Genomic DNA, 19,812 nt, shown 5'->3' on the forward strand with positions numbered 1-19,812 from the left:
CGAAATTCCAGCCCCGCGGCAAACTTTCAGACGGCCTCCTCCTTTATAATCTGCTTATTATTGATTTTTTCAGGTGCTTTATCATGTCCAAACCCACTCTCCTCCTCGTTGACGGCTCTTCTTATCTTTACCGCGCTTATCACGCGATGGCGCAGTTGTCCGCGCCTGACGGTGCGCCGACGGGTGCGCTTTACGGCGTATTGAACATGCTGCGCCGGCTGCGGGCGGATTATGTGCATGATTATTGCGCGGTGGTGTTTGATGCGAAGGGCAAGAATTTCCGCCATGAGATGTTCCCCGACTACAAGGCGACGCGCCCGCCGATGCCGGATGATTTGCGCCCGCAGGCGGAAGCCTTGCCGGATTTGGTGCGGCTGATGGGCTGGCCGGTGCTGGTGATTCCGCAAGTGGAAGCGGACGACGTTATCGGCACGCTGGCGGCGATGGCCGGCGAAGCGGGTTGGAACGTGGTGGTGTCCACCGGCGATAAGGACATGGCGCAGTTGGTGAACGAGCGCGTAACGCTGGTGAACACGATGAGCGGCGAAACGCTGGACATTGAAGGCGTGAAGGAGAAATTCGGCGTGCGCCCCGACCAAATCCGCGATTATCTCGCGCTGATGGGCGACAAGGTGGACAATGTGCCGGGTGTGGAAAAGTGCGGCCCGAAAACGGCGGTGAAGTGGCTGGAAGCCTACGGCTCGCTGGCTGGTGTGATGGAACACGCTGCGGAAATCAAGGGCAAGGTCGGCGAAAACCTGCAAGCCGCACTGCCCCAACTGCTGCTGTCGTATGATTTGGTAACGATTAAAACCGATGTGGACTTGCACACCGAGCTTTCAGACGGCCTCGAAAGCCTGCGCCGCACTTCGCCGAAATGGTCACAGCTTGCGGTCGATTTCAAACGCTGGGGCTTCCGCACTTGGCTGAAGGAAGCAGAAAGCCGTATGCACGAAGCGGCGGACGGCGATTTGTTCGGCAGCGATACGATAGGCGAACAGGCGGCGTTGGACATGGAAACGTCGTCTGAAAAGATCATAGAACATGCCCCAGCCCCCGAAAAGCTGGATTATCAAGCCGTTACCACCGAAGCTCAGTTTGCCGCCTTGTTGGACAAACTGGCGCAGGCGGACACAATCGGCATCGATACGGAAACCACGTCCCTAGACGCGATGAACGCCGCGCTGGTCGGCATCAGCATCGCGTTCCAAGCAGGCGAAGCGGTTTACATTCCCGTAGGACACAGCCTGACCGCTGCGCCCGAACAGATTGATTTGCAAGACGTATTAGGCCGTCTGAAACCGCATTTGGAAAACCCCGCCCTGAAAAAAATCGGACAAAACCTCAAATACGACCAACACGTTTTCGCCAACTACGGCATCGCGCTGAACGGCATTGCCGGCGACGCCATGCTCGCTTCCTACATCATCGAGAGCCATCTCGGACACGGCTTGGACGAATTGTCCGAACGATGGCTCGGCTTGGAAACCATTACCTACGAATCGCTGTGCGGCAAGGGCGCGAAACAAATCGGTTTTGCCGATGTCGCCATCGAGCAGGCAACCGAATACGCCGCCCAAGACGCCGATTTCGCCCTGCGCCTCGAAGCGCACCTGCGCGCGCAAATGGACGCCAAACAGCTTGAAATGTATGAAAAAATGGAGCTGCCCGTCGCGCAGGTATTGTTTGAAATGGAACGCAACGGCGTGCAAATCGACCGCGCCGAGCTCGCCCGCCAAAGCGCAGAACTCGGCGCAGAGCTGATGAAGCTCGAACAAGAAGCCTACGCCGCCGCAGGCCAGCCGTTCAACCTCAACTCGCCCAAACAGCTTCAAGAAATCCTGTTCGACAAAATGGGCATCCCCACAAAAGGACTGAAAAAAACCGCCAAAGGCGGCATTTCCACCAACGAAGCCGTGCTCGAACAGCTCGCGCCCGACTACCCCCTGCCCAAAATCATCCTGCAAAACCGCAGCCTGGCGAAACTCAAATCCACCTACACCGACAAACTGCCCGAAATGATTTCCCCCAAAGACGGCCGCGTGCATACCACCTACGCCCAAGCCGTCGCCATCACCGGCCGCCTCGCCAGCAACAACCCCAACCTGCAAAACATCCCCATCCGCACCGCCGAAGGCCGCCGCGTACGCCGCGCCTTCACCGCACCGCAAGGCAGCGTCATCGTTTCCGCCGACTACTCCCAAATCGAGCTGCGCATCATGGCGCACCTCTCCGGCGACAAAACCCTGATTACCGCGTTCCAAAACAGCGAAGACGTACACCGCCGCACCGCCGCCGAAGTATTCGGCATCGCCCCCGAAAACGTCTCGTCCGAACAACGCCGCTACGCCAAAACCATCAACTTCGGCCTCATTTACGGCATGGGACAATACGGCCTCGCCAAATCGCTGGGCATAGACAACCTGTCCGCCAAAACCTTCATCGACCGCTACTTCGCCCGCTACCCCGGTGTCGCCGAATACATGCAGCGCACCAAAGAACAAGCCGCCGCCCAAGGATTCGTTGAAACCCTGTTCGGCCGCCGCCTCTACCTGCCCGACATCCATAACAAAAACGCCAACGCCCGCGCCGGAGCTGAACGCGCCGCCATCAACGCCCCCATGCAAGGCACCGCCTCCGACCTGATCAAACGCGCCATGATAGACGTGTCCCGCTGGCTTTCAGACAACCTCTTACAAAGCAAACTGATTATGCAGGTGCATGACGAACTGGTGCTGGAAGTACCCGAAGCCGAACTGGATTTGGTTAAAGAAAAACTGCCGCAGATTATGGCGAAAGTGGACGAAGGGATGTTGAACGTGCCGCTGGTGGCAGAGGTGGGTGTGGGGATGAATTGGGAAGAGGCGCATTGAGATGGTATGCGTTTATCAGATTATTTTGAGAAAGGAATAAAGTAATGAGTGTTTGGAGTTTAATTAACGAAGGTGTAGCGTTATTTGAGAACAAAAAATTTGACGAAGCGATTGCGAAGCTGAATCAGGCTTTAGATGGAATTGAAGATAAAAATAGCCAAATTCAGGAGCAAAACAAGATTCAGTTTTGGCTAGGCCGTTGTTATTTTGAACAGGCGATGAAAGCCAAAGGCAAGGAGTCGGAACAGTTGTTTGGACGGGCAGTTGAGCATTTCCAACGATCGTTGGAATTTGCCAAACAGCTGGAAGACAAGCAAAACAACCTTCAAGAACAAATCTATGCCGAATCTTGGTTAGGCTGCTGCTATTTCCTGCAGGCGGGGCAAGCCGAAGGCAAGGAAGCGGCTAAGTTGTTTGAGCAGGCAGTTGTGCATTTCGAACAGCAATTGGAACTTGCCAAACGGCTGGCAGACGAACAAAACAGCCTTCAACAACAAATCTATGCCCAATTTGGGTTAGGCCGCTGCTATTCTGAGCAGGCGAAGCAAGCCGAAGGAAAGGATGCAGCTGAGTTGTTTGAGCAGGCAGTTAAACATTACCAACAGCAATTGAGGCTTACCGAACAGCTGACAGACGAACAAAACCGCCTTCAACAACAAATCTATGTCCAATTGGGGTTAGGCCGCTGCTATTTCGAACAGGCGATGAAAGCCGAAGGAAAGGAAGCGGCTAAGTTGTTTGAACAGGCAGTTGAGCATTTCGAACGGCAATTGGCACTTGCTAAACAGCTGGCAGACGAACAAAACCATCTTCGACAACCAAACAAGGTTCAACTTTATCTGGGTCGTTGTTATTTCGAACAAGCTAAAATTCAACAAAAATGGGAAAGATATTTTGACTGGAAAAAACAGAAAATACAGGGAGATTTATTTGGAACTCAAGAAAGAACTCAAAAAGAAAAAACTGTAATAGACGACATCACTACCATTCTGGCAGTTTTAAATATCCCACCTATGGAATTAGGGTCAATTCCTCTTGCCCATTACACTTCGCCTTCAGTATGCGAAAGATTATTCGGTATTGTCAGCGATAAAACTAATGATAAAGCCGATGATAACGATCCTGTTGACAGTAACAAGGTTAGTCCGATGAGAATCGGCAGCTCCACCTACATGAATGACCCGACTGAAGGAGAAGGGCTGTTGGAGCTGCTGAATCTGCAGGATTTGGAATTGGAAAACAAGGCTGACAGCCCTGTACATAATGCTTTCTTTACCTGCTTTTCCAGCCGCGTCAACGATTTGAACCAGTTCCGTCTGTATGGTAAAGAAAACAGTGTGGAAGCATCGGGCTGCTGCTTGGTATTTAATAAAAACGGGGATTGGTTGAAAGAGCCTGATGTTTCTGCTTCGTTCAGAAGTTTTACAAATAAACAGAATGAAGATTTTAAAGAACTAATAGAGGCAGATGTAGCGGGTTTAAAAGATGAAAACCTGCCGCTTTATCAGGTAGCTTATATCGCTTATTACGATGAATATATTGCTAAGGAAAAATGCACAATATGGCTGCCTAATGAAGAGAATCCAAAATTCGGCATTCGATTAAAGCCTGTAGGAGAGAATCCAGATTGGCATGAGTTTCGTATCGGCGAGCTTAAAAAGGCATTGGAGGATTTAAGAGGAGAATCTAATAATATCGGTAATGAAGACAAAAAAGCTTTGGAATATATCCGCTATCTGTTTAAAGATTTTGCTTTCCGCGACGAAGAAGAGTTCCGCCTGCTGAAAATTGAACAAATCGGTTCGGATAACATCAAATATTGCCAAACCACAAAATCCGTCTATCTGCCTTATGCCGATATACGCGATATTGTGGATGAAGTATACGCGATATTGTGGATGAAGTGATTTTGGGGACGAATTACGAAAAGAGCGGAAAAGAGCGCAAGGCGGAAGTGTTTCAGCACTTAATGCGGAAATATTATCCAAACGTTAAAGTGTCCCGCTCGTCGTTGCCGATTAATGCCAATCCGCCGATTAAGAAGGATTAGTCAGCCGTATGTCGGATACTTGTATCCGACAAAATCCGCTGCCATCCCAAAAGCCGTCAGATTCGATAATCTGATCTTTTCCAACCGAAACCGTATGCGTGCCTTGAGGTATACACTCTGCCTGAGATCGTGCGAAACCGAGCATCGGGTGTAGGATGTGTGTGGTACGCACGCACGCGGTTGTTGAATCCCAAAAACACCAGAGGCCGTCTGAAAACCTATCTTATGGTTTTCAGACGGCCTTTATTCTTCCCGCCGACAGGCATACAATCAAAAGTGCAGTACCTTTCATTGATTCAATACAAGGAGACAGTTATGCGCGGCATAAAATCAGTTGCATTGTTGTGTACTTTGGCATTGGGTGCGCCGGCGTTTTCGACGGGTTTGACCAAAACGCTGCCGGGCGATTTGACGACGGCTCAGGCGCAGGCGGTGGTGCAGGCTTCGATGAAAAAGGCGCGTGAAATCAAGGTGCCGATGAATATCGCTGTCATGGACGCGGGCGGTAATTTGAAGGCGTTTGCGCGTATGGACGACGCGTTTATCGGCAGTATTGATATTGCGCAGAAAAAGGCGAAAACGGCGCGCTATTTCAATATGTCCACCCGCGATTTGGGCAAGGCTTCGCAGCCGGGCGGCGAGCTTTACGGTATTGAGGTGACCAACGACGGTTTGGTGATTTTTCCCGGCGGCGTGCTGCTGGTGGATAAAAACGGCGTTATCGTCGGCAGCGTCGGCGTGAGTGGCGGCTCGGTTGATGAGGACGAAAGCGTCGCGAAAGCAGGTGCGGCGGTATTGTCTGAAAGATAAGCTGTCATCATTGAAGCAACATCTCGGAGGCCGTCTGAAAACCGTTCCGATATGGTTTTCAGACGGCCTGTTTTACGGCAAATCGCTGAATAATCCAGCAAAATCAGGTATAATCGCGCCTTATTTTGCCGTTTGTGCCGGCCGTGCTTTTTCAGACGGCCTCAGCGGCAGACTTTTGTTTCGATTAAAGAAAAGACCATGACTGACCAAAAACACGAAGAATACGGCGCCGACAGCATACAAGTGCTCGAAGGCTTGGAAGCGGTACGCAAACGCCCCGGTATGTATATCGGCGACACGCAGGACGGCAGCGGCCTGCACCACATGGTGTTCGAAGTATTGGACAACGCCATCGACGAAGCACTGGCGGGACATTGCGACAAAATCACCGTAACCATCCATGCCGACAATTCCGTCAGCGTGGCCGACAACGGGCGCGGTATGCCCACCGGCATCCACCCGAAAGAAGGACGCTCCGCCGCCGAAGTCATCATGACCGTATTGCACGCGGGCGGTAAGTTCGACAACAACAGCTACAAAATCTCCGGCGGCCTGCACGGCGTGGGCGTATCCGTCGTCAACGCGCTGTCCGACTGGGTAACGCTGACCATTTACCGCGACGGCAAAGAACACTTCGTCCGCTTCGTGCGCGGCGAAACCGAAGAGCCGTTAAGGGTTGTCGGCGATTCCGACAAAAAAGGCACGACCGTGCGCTTCCTCGCCAGCGCGGAAACCTTCGGCAATGTCGAATACAGCTTCGACATCCTCGCCAAACGCATCCGCGAACTTTCCTTCCTGAACAACGGCGTGGACATCGAATTGATTGACGAGCGCGACGGCAAACACGAAAGCTTCGCCCTTTCCGGCGGCGTGGCTGGTTTCGTGCAATACATGAACCGCAAAAAAACGCCGTTACACGAAAAAATCTTCTACGCGTTTGGCGAGAAAGACGGCATGAGCGTCGAATGCGCGATGCAATGGAACGACAGCTATCAGGAAAGCGTACAGTGCTTCACCAACAACATCCCGCAGCGCGACGGCGGTACGCACCTGACCGCACTGCGCCAAGTGATGACGCGCACCATCAACAGCTACATCGAAGCCAACGAAGTCGCCAAAAAAGCCAAAGTTGAAACCGCCGGCGACGATATGCGCGAAGGCTTGACCTGCGTGTTGTCCGTTAAACTGCCCGACCCCAAATTCTCGTCCCAAACCAAAGACAAACTGGTTTCCAGCGAAATCGGCCCCGTCGTCAACGAAGTCATCAACCAAGCTTTGACCGACTTCCTTGAAGAAAATCCGAACGAAGCCAAAATCATCACCGGCAAAATCGTCGATGCCGCCCGCGCGCGCGAAGCCGCCCGCAAAGCCCGCGAAATCACCCGCCGCAAAGGCGTGATGGACGGCTTGGGGCTGCCCGGCAAGCTCGCCGACTGCCAAGAAAAAGACCCTGCCTTGTCAGAGCTTTATCTGGTCGAGGGCGATTCCGCAGGCGGCTCCGCCAAACAAGGCCGCGACCGTAAATTCCAAGCCATTTTGCCGCTCAAAGGTAAAATTTTGAACGTTGAAAAAGCCCGTTTTGAAAAAATGCTTGCCAGCCAAGAGGTCGCCACCCTGATTACCGCGCTGGGCGCAGGCATCGGCAAAGAAGAGTTCAACCCCGAAAAACTGCGTTACCACCGCATCATCATCATGACCGATGCCGACGTGGACGGCGCGCACATCCGCACCCTGCTCCTGACCTTCTTCTACCGCCAAATGCCCGAGCTGGTCGAACGCGGCTACATCTACATCGCCCAGCCGCCGCTCTACAAAGCCAAATACGGCAAGCAAGAGCGTTACCTCAAAGACGAATTGGAAAAAGACCAATGGTTGCTCGGCCTTGCTTTGGAAAAAGCCAAAATCGTTTCAGACGGCCGCATCATTGAAGGCGCAGAACTTGCCGATACCGCCAAACAATTCCTGTTGGCGAAAACCGTCATCGAACAGGAAAGCCGCTTCGTGGACGAACTCGTCCTGCGCTCCATGCTGCACGCTTCGCCCATTGATTTGACGTCGTCTGAAAACGCCGATAAAGCCGTTGCCGAACTTTCCGGTTTGCTCGACGAAAAAGAAGTCGCCCTCGAACGCATCGAAGGACACGAAGGCAACCGCTTCATCAAAATTACCCGCAAGCTGCACGGCAACGTCATGGTCAGCTATATCGAACCCAAGTTCCTCAACAGCAAAGCCTACCAAACCCTCACCCAAACCGCCGCCGCACTCAAAGGCTTGGTCGGCGAGGGTGCCAAGCTTTATAAAGGCGAGAACGAGTACGACGTGGACAGCTTTGAAACCGCGCTGAACATCCTGCTCCAAAACGCCCAAAAAGGCATGTCCATCCAGCGATACAAAGGTTTGGGCGAGATGAACCCCGAACAGCTCTGGGAAACCACGATGGATCCCGCCGTGCGCCGCTTGTTGAAAGTGCGCATCGAAGACGCCATCGCCGCCGACGAAGTATTCGTTACCCTGATGGGCGACGAAGTCGAACCGCGCCGCGCCTTCATCGAAAACAACGCCCTGATTGCGCAAAATATCGACGCGTAAACCTTAAAGCCTGATTGGAAATAAACAAAGGCCGTCTGAAATGTTTCAGACGGCCTTTGTTGTTTCAGGCATGCTCTGCAGGTTTCGGCTCTTTAATCGGCAGGTTCAATAAAGCAGCCGCCCCCGCCAGCAGCATATCCGCATACCACATCCAGCCGTAGCTGTTGAACATGGAAACGACCTGCCCGCCCAAATACGAACCGAGAAAACCGCCGATTTGGTGGCTCAGCATCGTGAGGCCGAACAAAGTGGCCAGATAACGTGTACCAAACAATTTGCCGGTCAGCGTCGCGGTCGGAGCTACCGTTGCCAGCCAGGTAAAGCCCAATCCGGCGGCAAAAATATAAAAATTCATATCCGTTTTCGGGGCGGCCAGATATGCCGCCACCATTAAAACCCGCGAAGCATACAGGTAAAACAGCACATATTTGCTCGGAAAGCGGCCGACACACCAGCCGGAGAACAGGCAGCCCGCAATGTTGGCCAGCCCGATGACCGCTAAAGAAGTCGAAGCCACCGTAGGCGGGAGGCCGCACAGTGAAATCTCGTTCGGCAGATGGGTCACCAAAAACGCAATGTGAAAGCCGCAGGTAAAAAAGCCCAAATGCAGCAACAGATAACTGCGGTCGGCAAATGCCCGTATGACTGCCTGTTTCAGTCCGCCGTCGTGCGTTTGGGCTGTTTGGGCTTGCTGCGGCATGTTGCCCCCGCGTGTCAGCCACCAGGCAACCGGCAGAATCAGCAGGCTCAATCCGCCCCATACATAAAATGTTCCCTGCCAGCCGATGTGGGGCCGAACCATCAACCCCTGCACCATAGGCGCAAAGAGAAACTGTCCTGCCGAACCACCGGCATTTACCGCGCCGGAGGCCAATCCGCGAACGGCAGGCGGCAGCTTGGCCGCCACTTGCCCCATAATAATTGAAAAACCGCCCGCGCCCGTGCCGAATGCCAGCAGCAGCCCGACGGCGAACATCAGTCCCCAGAATGTCGGCAGTTGCGGTGTGAGGAAGCAGGCTGCGGCCAATATCAGCGCGCCGCCGCCCAATACTTTCCATGCGCCGTAGTGGTCGGCCAAAGCCCCCGTTGCCGGCTGTGCCACGCCCCACATCAATTGGAAGACTGCGATAACCAGACTGAATTGTGCGACGCTTAAATCGGTCGTGTTCACCACGGGGCGTAAAAACAGGCCTAAAGACATCCTCATGCCGATGGTAAGCAACAGGATGAATGCCGCCGCCGCGATAACCGGCCACGGATTGATGCGAATGGATGGGTGTGTGTGCATAAAATGATTAAATTATTTTGTATGTTGATGACGGACATCGGGGATGACGCATTTCAAGGCCGGCCGCAAAGCCCGAACACAGGCCGTGCGGCAACGATTCGTTTGACCTTTCTGCACTTCCAAAGAACCGTTTTCTTTGGGTTGGGGTGCGGCCGAATTATGGCGATGTATATGAATCCGTCGTCATTCAAATTCGGGAAGGACAGGCTGCAACTATACCGGTTTGAATGGAGTCCGTTATGGCGATATGGGAAAAGGAAATTCCAAACTGTAACAAAATTTCCGGCGGCGGCTAAATAACGTCTGCTTCTTTTAATATAACCGATGCGTTTTTCAGATAAAAAACTGCCGCTGCACATTCCCACAATATGCAGCGGCCAACCCCCAAAATACTCCGCATTCCCAAGCGGAGCCAACAGCGGCCTTCAGACGGCCTGCCGTCTTTAGGGCTCTCGTTTTCCGTAATGTATTTGTTTTTGCGATGCCTTAATGCATCCGTTTAAAACGGCCGGAACGCTGTGCTCCGACAAATATTTCCAAGCAACCCTTGTGCCAATTTTTTAGGCAAAGTTAAAAGTTACGTATTTATTTGATAAATAATATAAAATAATTTTATTTATGGCGATGCGCGTCGGGAGTTTATTTTATCGGCCGCCGCTTCCCGACACACTTTGCCCGGAAAGCCGTGCGGGGTAGGTAGTTTTATGCCGCTTTTTGTCAGTACATAAGCATATTTTTGTTGTGCGATGAAAGCCATGGCCGATTGTTCAGACAATCAAAAGGCTGTCTGAAACCCTGCAAACGGTTTTCAGACGGCCTTTCCAATTGTCAGGCTAACGGCGGTGCAGTTTGAACAGCATTCCCCATACGATCAGCAATACGCTGCCGAAGAACATCAGGCTCCACACCGGCAGCGGTACGCCCATCACATATTCGCGTACGCCGCAGTTGCCGAAGCCGTCCACCACGAAACGCCACCAATCGAACAGCGGCCAGTCTTTCAGGCGGAACGTCCACGGTGCGCCGCAACTCGGCTGCTCTCCGGCGGGCAGGCTTTGCAGCCAGATTTGGTAAGACGCGGTATACAGTCCCCATAAGGCAGGCAGGCTGACCAGCAGGGCGGCAAAAATACGGCCGCCGCGTTTGACCGTGGGCAGCAGCAGGCACAGGCCGGACACCAGCATCACCGACATGACGGCCACGCGCTGCAAAATACACAGCGGGCAGGGGTTGAGCCCCATCACATATTGGGCGAAAAACGAGCCGCCCGTGCAGACGATGCCGAGCAGGAAGACGGCAAGCAAGGTTCGGCGGTAAGTAAACTTCATCGGTTTCCCTTTATTTGGATGCCCTGCCGGGCGGAATGGGGCGGATTATATAGCGGATGAATATCCTTTTCGACATAAAGGCCGTCTGAAAAATCCTTTTTCGGTTTTTCAGACGGCCTCAGTGTGTGTGCGGTTGTTTGATGTTTCCTACTGCCCCGCCACGGTCATGCTGCCGATTAGAATCGAGCCGACTTTGTGCGACGAGCGGCGCAGCGCGTCATCGGCCACGCCTTCGATGCCGAGCAGCATATCCTGCAAACGTCCGGCCACGGTGATTTCTTCCACCGGATATTGGATCACGCCGTTTTCCACCCAGAATCCGGCCGCGCCGCGCGAATAGTCGCCGGTGAGCATGTTCACGCCCTGTCCCATCAGTTCGGTAACCAGCAGCCCCGTCCCCATCCGGCGCAGCAGTTCGGCCTGGCTGCTGCAGGTGGCGTTCAGAATCAGATTGTGCGCGCCGCCGGCGTTGGCGGTGGTTTGCATGCCGAGTTTGCGCGCGCTGTACGACGACAGGAAATAGCCCCGAACGATGCCGTTTTCAATCACGAAGCGCGGGCGGGTGACCACGCCTTCGCTGTCGAAATATGTGCTGGACCACGCGCGCGGGATGTGCGGCTCTTCGCGCAGGCTGAGGAATTCGGGCAGGATTTGCTTGCCCAGGCTGTCGAGCAGGAAGCTGCTTTGGCGGTAGAGCGAACCGCCGGACAGGCCGCCGACGACGTGGCCGATGAGGCTGGCGGACACGGTGGTGTCGAACAGCACGGGATAGCTGCCGGTGGGCAGGCTGCGCGCGTTCAGGCGGCGGACCGTGCGTTCGGCGGCGGTGCGGCCGACCGCTTCCATGTTGTCGAGTTCGTCGGCCGAGCGCGCCAGGTCGTACCAATAATCGCGCTGCATGCCGCCGTTGCCGTCTTCGGCCACCACGGCGCACGACACGCTGTGGCGCGTGCCCTGCTGGTGTTGCAGGAAGCCGTGGCTGTTGCCGTAAACAAATTGGTAATGCGATGTTTGGATGCCCGCGCCTTCGGAATTTTTGATGCGGCTGTCGGCCTGCATGGCGGCGGCTTCGCAGCGGAGGGAGAGTTCCACCGCGTCGGCGGAGGGCAAATCCCATTCGTGGTATTTGTCCAAATCGCCGAATTCCGCGGCCATCAGTTTCGCATCGGCCAAGCCCGCGCAGTCGTCGCCGGCCGTGTAGCGGGCGATGTCCAGTGCGGCCTGCACCGTTTCTTCGATGGCGCGGGACGATAAATCGGCGGTGCTGGCGCGGCCTTTGCTTTGGCCCAGGTAAACGGTGATGTCGAGCGATTTGTCCTGCTGGTGTTCGATTTGTTCGATTTCCTGCAGGCGCACCTGCACGCTCTGGCCGACCGATTCGCTCAAATCGGCTTCGGCGGCGGTTGCACCTTTCTGTTTGGCGGTAGACAGCGCGAAGGCGCACAAATCGGACAATTCCTGCGGAGAGTGGTTGAACATGGCGGTTTCCTGAATTGAAGTGGGCGGCATTGTACCTGTTTCGGCCATCATTTTTTAGCCGAAAATACCCCCCTGCTGTTAAAATGCCGCCCGACAGGAAAAAACGGACGATACTAAATGTTTCAACACACATGGCCGCACATAAGGCGCTGCCCTGTGTGTTGCCCTGATTTGGAAGGGGTTACGCCCCTCCCAAACAAACCCAAATTCTACCGCCCCAAAAGGCGGGGTTTCAACCGTTAAGGGAATTTTGATGAACGGCAATAATGAAGAATGGGTCAGCAAAACCCAAATGAAAAAGCGTATGGACGAATTGCAGGATTTGGGCATGGAACTGACCCGCCTGTCGGATGAAACGCTGAAAAAAATCGGCCTGCCCGAAGACTTGATGCAGGCCGTGCGCGATTATAAGAAAATCACTTCCAACGGCGCGCTGAAACGGCAAAACCAATACATCGGCCGCCTGATGCGCGAAACCGACCCCGCGCCGATACGCGCCTTCCTGGCCAAACTCAAAGGCGAAAACCGCGCGCACAACGCCTTTTTGCAGCGCGTCGAGCAGATGCGCGAACGGCTGATTGCCGACGATGTCGCGCTGACCGAGTTTGCCGCCGCCCATCCTCAGGCCGATATTTCCGCCATCCGCACCCTAATCCGCAACACGCGCAAAGAGAAAGAACAAAGCAAACCGCCGAAAAACTTCCGCGCCCTGTATCAGGAATTGAAAGCCGTGATGGAAGAGGCGGAAGGTTTGAGGCCGTCTGAAAACCACGATGCCGAAAGCGCGGAAGAATAATCCGCAGTCCCCTTTCAGACGGCCTCAATCCGCTAGGAAGGCCGCCTGAAAAACCGCTTTGCCACGTTCCAACCCTTACCGGAAGCACATCATGTTCCCCCAGCCCGAAGACGAAGAATACAACCGCTTTATCCGCAGCATCATCGGCAGCCAAACGCTCTACACGCTGGTGTCGGACGAAGGCGACATCGCCGAATGCCCGTCCACCGAATATGAAGAAGACGACGGCGAACCGGTGCCCGTATTCTGCGTCTGGCACGACCGTGCCCAAGCCGAAGCCTGCAAGGTCGAAGAATGGGCGGACTACCAACTCGAAGCCCTGCCGCTGGACTTCTTCCTGCACGAATGGCTGGTGAGCATGGATCAGGACGCCGTATTGCTCGGCGTGGATTTCGATTCCGAACTCTACGGCCTCGAAATCGAACCCGTCGAAGTGCTGGCCGACCTGCTCGATGCCGCCGCGCAAATGCAGTGCAGCGACATGATAGACGGCTATGACGAGCTGATGAACTACCGCCTCGAATGGGAGCGGGAAATGGCCGGGCAAAGCCGTTTGAACTGAATCTGCACATTGAGGCCGTCTGAAACGGCAGGGCCGGCCCTCCTGCAATAAAAACCAATGCCTGTTCGCACACGCCATCCGAATATCCGCCCAACCCGTCCCGATACGGAAAACAAACGGCAGGCCGTCTGAAAACCCGTTCCGCCTTTCAGACGGCCCCTTATCCCGACATGCTGACCGATTTAGAAAAAAACGCCATCCGCGACCACTACCGCGCCATTTCCGAAAACCTGCCGCAATTCCGCCCCCGCGCCGCCCAGCGCGAAATGATTGCGGCGGTGGCCAACGCCTTTGCCCGCAGCAAGCCCCGCGCCGAAGGCGAAGAGCCGCCCAAGCGCGAGGGCGAGAGCATCGCCGTCATCGAAGGGCCGACCGGCGTGGGCAAATCGCTTTCCTATCTGCTGGCGGGCGGCATCATGGCGCAAACGCGCGACAAACGGCTGATTGTTTCCAGTGCCACCGTCGCCCTGCAAGAGCAGCTGGTAAACCGCGACCTGCCGTTTCTGGTGGAAAAAAGCGGTTTGGAGCTGACTTTCGCGCTGGCCAAAGGGCGCGGCCGCTATCTTTGCCCCTACAAACTCTACCAACTCACGCAAACCCACGCCCAAGGTTCGCTGGCCGGATTCGACAGCCCGCCGAGCGTGTTGTGGGACAGCAAACCGAGCGCGTCCGATTTGGACACCCTGCGCCGCATGGCCGACGAATTTGCCGCCCGCCGCTTCAACGGTGACCGCGACACCTGGCCCGAAAGCATCCCCGACCCCTTGTGGCAACAAGTGACCAACGACCGCCACGGCTGTTTGAAAAACGCCTGTCCCAACCGCGCCGAATGCCCGTTTTACCTCGCACGCGATACTTTGGACAACGTGGATGTCGTCGTGGCAAACCACGACCTGTTGCTGGCCGACATCGGCATGGGCGGCGGCGTCATCCTGCCCGCACCGGAAAGCAGCTTTTACTGCATAGACGAGGCGCACCACCTGCCGAAAAAGGCCGTCAGCCGCTTTGCCGCCGAACACTCGCTCAACCAGGCCATGTGGACGTTGGAAAAACTGCCGCCGGTCATCAACAGAATCGTCGGCCTGACCGATAAAACCGAAGCCGGTAACCTCGCCGACGAAGCCGCCGCCTCGCTGCTGGAAAGCCTGTCGGAATGGCAGTTCCACCTCGGCAGCGAACCCGCGCTGGATTTGTCCGACGGCGGCAACGACCCCGTTTGGTTGTGGGAAGACGGCAAAACGCCGGAAGACCTCGCCCTCCTGACCGCCAACACCGCCGCTTCCGCCCGCGCCCTGTTGAAGCAGATATACCGCCTCAACGACGCCCTGTCGGCCGCACGCCGGGAAAAAGACAGCGACGGCCCGCTTATCGACCGGGTAACCACCGAATTCGGCATTTTTGTCGCCCGCGCCGAACAGATTTCGGCCGTATGGGATTTGTTCGACACTGCCCCGCCGGAAGACGAAGCCCCGCTGGCCAAATGGATAGAGCGGCGCGTGGGCGACAAAAACGACTACGTTTTCAATGCCAGCCCGATTTCCGGCGCCGCACAACTGGCCGGCGGCCTGTGGCGGCGGGCTGCGGGCGCGGTGCTGACCTCCGCCACCCTGCGCGCGCTCGGCAATTTCGACCTCCTGCTGCGCCAGTCCGGCCTGGTTTGGCTGCCCGATACCACCACGCTGGCGTTGGAAAGCCCGTTTGATTTCGCCAAACAGGGCGAACTTTACATCCCGCCGCTGACCGCCAGCCCCAAGCAGCCCGAAGCGCACACCGAGGCCGTGGCCGAATGGCTGCCGAAACTGATTGCCGCCGACGAAGCTGTCGGCACGCTGGTGTTGTTCACTTCGCGCAAACAGATGAACGAAGTCGCCATGCGGCTGCCCGAAGAATATCTGCCGCTGCTGCTGATACAGGGCGAAATCCCGAAGTCCGCCCTGTTGGAAAAACACGCGAAGGCTTTGGCCGAAGGGCGCGCCAGCATTATCTTCGGCCTCGACAGCTTTGCCGAAGGGCTGGACCTGCCGGGCGAGGCCTGCGTGCACGTGATTATCGTCAAACTGCCGTTTTCCATGCCCGACAATCCGATTGAAAAAACGCAAAACCGCTGGATAGAAAAGCGCGGCGGCAATCCCTTTATCGAAGTAACCGTGCCCGAAGCGGGCATCAAGCTCATCCAAGCCGTCGGCCGCCTTATCCGCACCGAAAACGACTACGGCCGCGTGACCATCCTCGACAACCGTATCCAAACCCAACGCTACGGCAAACAGCTGCTTGCCAATCTGCCGCCGTTCAAGCGGATAGGTTAAATGGCAAAAAGGCCGTCTGAAAACCCGATAGTGTTTTCAGACGGCCTTTCTATATGGCGGCATCATTACGAATGCGGCGGTGTTTGTTATCCGTTTGGCAACATTCTCCCTATAAATTTGTACCGCTTATCAAAAATAAAGACCAAATATCTATGTTTTGTTGCTATAAAGCAACATAAATTTTCTGGTATGGCTGACAAATAATACCGAATATCCGAATTTTTAGCCGCTTGTCTGTAAATGTTGGTTAAGGCGATTTCGGCGCGGCGTTTTCGTGGCGGATGAAATTGGAATTTTGTGAAATTGATGTTTTAAAAATAAAATTTTCTTTCTGTTGAAATCAGCCATCGTTTAAATGGTGCCGTAAAATGGCAATTTCGGCCTAAATTTCCGATTTGGATGAATACAAATTTTGCCGTTCGTCTGAAAAATTACCTGTTTGTAAAAAATTTTTGACAAATTTGTGTTTGCTAAAAATCTCAGGCATCGACATAATGCGCCATCGAAACAGCGCGGCACGACAGTTTCCGCCGACTCCAACAAATTTAAACCATTAAAACCATTAAACAGACAGGAAAACGTTATGAACATGAAAAATATTTTGTCCGCCACTTTGTTGGTTGCCGGCCTCTTTACCGCTCAAACGGCTGCTGCCGAGGTTCGATTTTTCCAAGACGCAGGCCGCGCCGACGGCAAAGTTGCCATGAGTTTTACCATTAAGGCCGACGGTTCCGTCAGCGATGCCCGCATTACCCGCAGCAGCGGCAATGCCGCCACCGACAGTGCTGCAATCGAATGGATGCAGCACCAAACCATGCAGCCCGTTTTTGTGAACGGCGAGGCAAAAGATTTTCGAATCGTGAAAGAAATCAAATTCGCCGCTTAATGATTTTGTAAGCCCAAAGGCAGGCTCGTGCCGGAGGAGGGCGGTGTGGTTTTCCCCCTTATCCTTTCGAACCCGCCGCCTGTGTATGATGCTTCCTTTGGCTTCCTTTATATCGGGAAAGGCCGTCTGAAAATATCTTTCAGACGGCCTTTTGTTTGTTTCTGTGGAAGTTCTGCACGGCAGCGGCTTGTATAGTGGATTAAATTTAAATCAGGACAAGGCGACGAAGCCGCAGACAGTACAGATAGTACGGCAAGGCGAGGCAACGCCGTACTGGTTTAAATTTAATCCACTATAACAACGGTGTTTTCCCCTGTGCGGTGTCGGCCTGCAGGCAAACTGCCGCTTTTCCCGTTGCCTGTTCAAAGTTGCGGCCGAACAGCCTGTGTTTGGATGCCGAAGTTTTGTGTTTTCCGCTGTCTGAAGCGGTTTGGCAGCTTGGGGCGGCATTTCCGAGCCGCATCGGTTTGCCGATGCGGCCGACGGCGGTTTCAGACGGCCGTATCCGTATGCCTTGTCGGCCGCAAGGCTTTCATTTCGCTATCCTTCTTTTATGGCGCATCACGATTGGGCACGGCGATAACTGTCACAATATGCGCCGTCTCTTGCTATAATCCGCCCGCACTGCCAATCAGGCCGTCTGAAGCCCACTTTCAGACGGCCTCCACCAAAGAAAAGACAAACCATGAGCCAATCCCCCTTGCTAGATACCGTCAACCTGCCGCGAGACCTGCGCCTGCTGGATAAGGTCGAACTGCCGCAACTGTGTGCCGAGCTGCGCGCCTTCCTGCTCAAATCGGTATCGGCCACCGGCGGCCATTTCGCCAGTAACCTGGGCGCGGTCGAACTCACCGTCGCCCTGCATTATGTTTACAACACGCCGGAAGACCATCTGGTGTGGGATGTCGGCCATCAAAGCTATCCGCACAAAATCCTGACCGGCCGTAAAAACCGCATGGACACGATGCGCCAATACGGCGGATTGGCCGGCTTCCCCAAACGCGGCGAGTCGGAATACGACGATTTCGGCGTGGGGCACTCATCCACATCCATCGGCGCGGCTTTGGGCATGGCCGTGGCCGACAAGCTGGCGGGACGTGCCAACCGCAGTGTGGCCGTTATCGGCGACGGCGCGATGACGGCGGGTCAGGCCTTTGAAGCCTTAAACTGCGCGGGCGATATGCAGGACGTGGATTTGCTCGTGATTTTGAACGACAACGAAATGTCCATTTCGCCCAATGTCGGCGCGCTGCCCAAATATCTCGCCCGCAACGTGATGCGCGATATGCACGGCCTGCTCAGCACCATCAAGGCACAGTCGGAAAAAGTATTGGACAAACTGCCCGGCGCGCTCGAAATCGCGCAAAAGGTCGAACACAAAATCAAAACGCTGGCCAACGAAGGCAACCACATCAAACAATCCCTGTCGCTGTTTGAAAATTTCGGCTTCGCCTACACAGGCCCCTCCGACGGACACAACGTCGTCCAACTGGTCGAAACGCTGAACGAACTGCGCCGCAAACCCGGCCCCAAGCTGCTGCACGTCATCACCAAAAAAGGGCAGGGTTATAAACTGGCGGAAAACGACCCCGTCAAATACCACGCCATCGGCAAAGCCCCCACCCAAAGCGACAGGCCGTCTGAAACTCCCGCCCCGGCCCGCCCCACCTACACCCAAATCTTCGGCCAATGGCTGTGCGATCAGGCCGAAGCCGACCACAGGTTGGCCGCCATTACCCCCGCCATGCGCGAAGGCAGCGGGCTGGTGGAATTCGAACAACGCTTCCCCGACCGCTACTTCGATGTCGGCATCGCCGAACAACACGCCGTAACCTTTGCCGCCGGACTGGCCTGCGAAGGCATCAAACCCGTCGTTGCCATCTACTCCACCTTCCTGCAACGCGCCTACGACCAGCTCATCCACGATGTCGCCCTGCAAAACCTGCCCGTCCTGTTCGCCATCGACCGTGCGGGCATAGTCGGTGCAGACGGCCCCACCCACGCGGGCGCATATGATTTGAGCTTCCTGCGCTGCGTGCCGAATATGGTTATCGCCGCCCCCAGCGACGAAAACGAATGCCGCCTGCTGCTGTCCACCTGTTACCGGCTCGACCAACCGGCCGCCGTGCGCTACCCGCGCGGCACAGGCTGCGGCGTGGCCGTTTCAGACGGCCTGGAAACCGTCTCCGTCGGCAAAGGCATCATCCGCCGCCAAGGGCAGAAAACTGCCATCTTGGCTTTCGGCAGCATGGTGCAACCCGCCATGCAGGCAGCTGAAAGCCTGAACGCCACCGTGGCCGACATGCGCTTTGTCAAACCGCTGGATGAAATCCTGATACTCGAACTCGCGCAAACGCACGACCGCATCGTCTGCATCGAAGAAAACAGCATATGCGGCGGCGCGGGCGGCGCAGTATTGGAATGCTTGGCGCAACACGGCGTCATCAAACCCGTATTGCCCATCGGCATCCCCGACACCGTAACCGACCACGGCGACCCCGCCCTGCTGCTGGACAAACTCGGCCTGAGCGCGGAGAAAATCCGCGAACGGATAGCAAACTGGCAAGAGGCCGTCTGAAAATGCCGAAACCTTTTAAGCAAGGAGCAAACATGAACAAAATCATCCTGACCGCCCTGTCTGCCGCGTTCCTTACCGCCTGTGCCATGAGTGCCGAACAGCAAAAAGAAACAGAATGGCAGGTGCGCCAACAAAGAGAAAAACACCTGCGCGGCATCAAAGACCACACAGCCCAACCGCAGGAACACACATCGTTTGATCGCGAAATACGCCGAAACCGGCAGCAACAGGGATATTAAAGACCAACACAACAGCCCATCAAAAGAG

At 55.1% G+C, this 19,812-nt stretch carries 13 protein-coding genes; 10 read left to right on the forward strand and 3 right to left on the reverse strand.

Annotation, left to right across the window (positions count from 1 at the left end; all coding sequences use genetic code 11):
- The first annotated feature begins 80 nt into the window (after window positions 1–80).
- The 4 genes from polA to gyrB all read left to right on the forward strand — a co-directional run bounded on the left by polA (window position 81) and on the right by gyrB (window position 8,322).
- Window positions 81–2,873, forward strand: a complete 2,793-nt coding sequence (polA, locus tag BM261_RS02375; RefSeq protein WP_074895200.1) for a DNA polymerase I — start codon at window positions 81–83, stop codon at window positions 2,871–2,873.
- A 44-nt stretch (window positions 2,874–2,917) separates the two neighbouring features.
- Window positions 2,918–4,780, forward strand: coding sequence for a tetratricopeptide repeat protein (locus BM261_RS12740; RefSeq protein WP_240317840.1), 1,863 nt, complete (start codon window positions 2,918–2,920; stop codon window positions 4,778–4,780).
- A gap of 458 nt (window positions 4,781–5,238) precedes the next feature.
- Entirely contained in the window at window positions 5,239–5,733 is a 495-nt protein-coding gene (locus BM261_RS02385; protein WP_083426629.1) for a GlcG/HbpS family heme-binding protein, read from the forward strand.
- Window positions 5,734–5,931: 198 nt separating this feature from the next.
- Window positions 5,932–8,322, forward strand: a complete 2,391-nt coding sequence (gene gyrB, locus BM261_RS02390; protein WP_074894775.1) for a DNA topoisomerase (ATP-hydrolyzing) subunit B — start codon at window positions 5,932–5,934, stop codon at window positions 8,320–8,322.
- Between the two features lie 64 nt (window positions 8,323–8,386).
- Here the strand turns inward: gyrB and BM261_RS02395 are convergent, their stop codons facing one another.
- The 3 genes from BM261_RS02395 to pmbA form a co-directional block, all read right to left on the reverse strand.
- Window positions 8,387–9,610, reverse strand: a complete 1,224-nt coding sequence (locus BM261_RS02395) for an MFS transporter (protein ID WP_074894777.1) — start codon at window positions 9,608–9,610, stop codon at window positions 8,387–8,389.
- An 833-nt stretch (window positions 9,611–10,443) separates the two neighbouring features.
- Window positions 10,444–10,938 (reverse strand): disulfide bond formation protein B, encoded by a 495-nt coding sequence (locus BM261_RS02405; protein ID WP_074894781.1) that lies wholly within the window; start codon window positions 10,936–10,938, stop codon window positions 10,444–10,446.
- 147 nt (window positions 10,939–11,085) lie between these two features.
- Window positions 11,086–12,417, reverse strand: coding sequence for a metalloprotease PmbA (gene pmbA / locus BM261_RS02410; protein WP_074895204.1), 1,332 nt, complete (start codon window positions 12,415–12,417; stop codon window positions 11,086–11,088).
- A 253-nt stretch (window positions 12,418–12,670) separates the two neighbouring features.
- On the opposite strand from pmbA, the gene yjgA reads away from it, so the two are divergent.
- The 6 genes from yjgA (at window position 12,671) to BM261_RS02450 (ending at window position 19,784) form a co-directional block, all read left to right on the forward strand.
- Window positions 12,671–13,213 (forward strand): ribosome biogenesis factor YjgA, encoded by a 543-nt coding sequence (yjgA, locus tag BM261_RS02420; protein WP_074894785.1) that lies wholly within the window; start codon window positions 12,671–12,673, stop codon window positions 13,211–13,213.
- A gap of 91 nt (window positions 13,214–13,304) precedes the next feature.
- On the forward strand, window positions 13,305–13,775 hold the full coding sequence (locus BM261_RS02425) for a DUF2750 domain-containing protein (protein ID WP_003770297.1): 471 nt from the start codon (window positions 13,305–13,307) through the stop codon (window positions 13,773–13,775).
- Between the two features lie 170 nt (window positions 13,776–13,945).
- Complete coding sequence (gene dinG, locus BM261_RS02430; RefSeq protein ID WP_074894788.1) at window positions 13,946–16,081, forward strand: ATP-dependent DNA helicase DinG; 2,136 nt, start codon at window positions 13,946–13,948, stop codon at window positions 16,079–16,081.
- A 583-nt stretch (window positions 16,082–16,664) separates the two neighbouring features.
- A complete protein-coding gene (locus tag BM261_RS02435; protein ID WP_074894790.1) occupies window positions 16,665–16,967 on the forward strand; it encodes an energy transducer TonB in 303 nt (100 codons plus the stop codon).
- 685 nt (window positions 16,968–17,652) lie between these two features.
- Window positions 17,653–19,545 (forward strand): 1-deoxy-D-xylulose-5-phosphate synthase, encoded by a 1,893-nt coding sequence (gene dxs, locus BM261_RS02445; protein ID WP_074894795.1) that lies wholly within the window; start codon window positions 17,653–17,655, stop codon window positions 19,543–19,545.
- Window positions 19,546–19,577: 32 nt separating this feature from the next.
- Complete coding sequence (locus tag BM261_RS02450; RefSeq protein ID WP_107885412.1) at window positions 19,578–19,784, forward strand: lipoprotein; 207 nt, start codon at window positions 19,578–19,580, stop codon at window positions 19,782–19,784.
- The last annotated feature ends 28 nt before the right edge of the window (window positions 19,785–19,812 follow it).

Source organism: Neisseria elongata subsp. elongata (assembly GCF_900113545.1).
GTDB lineage: Bacteria > Pseudomonadota > Gammaproteobacteria > Burkholderiales > Neisseriaceae > Neisseria > Neisseria elongata.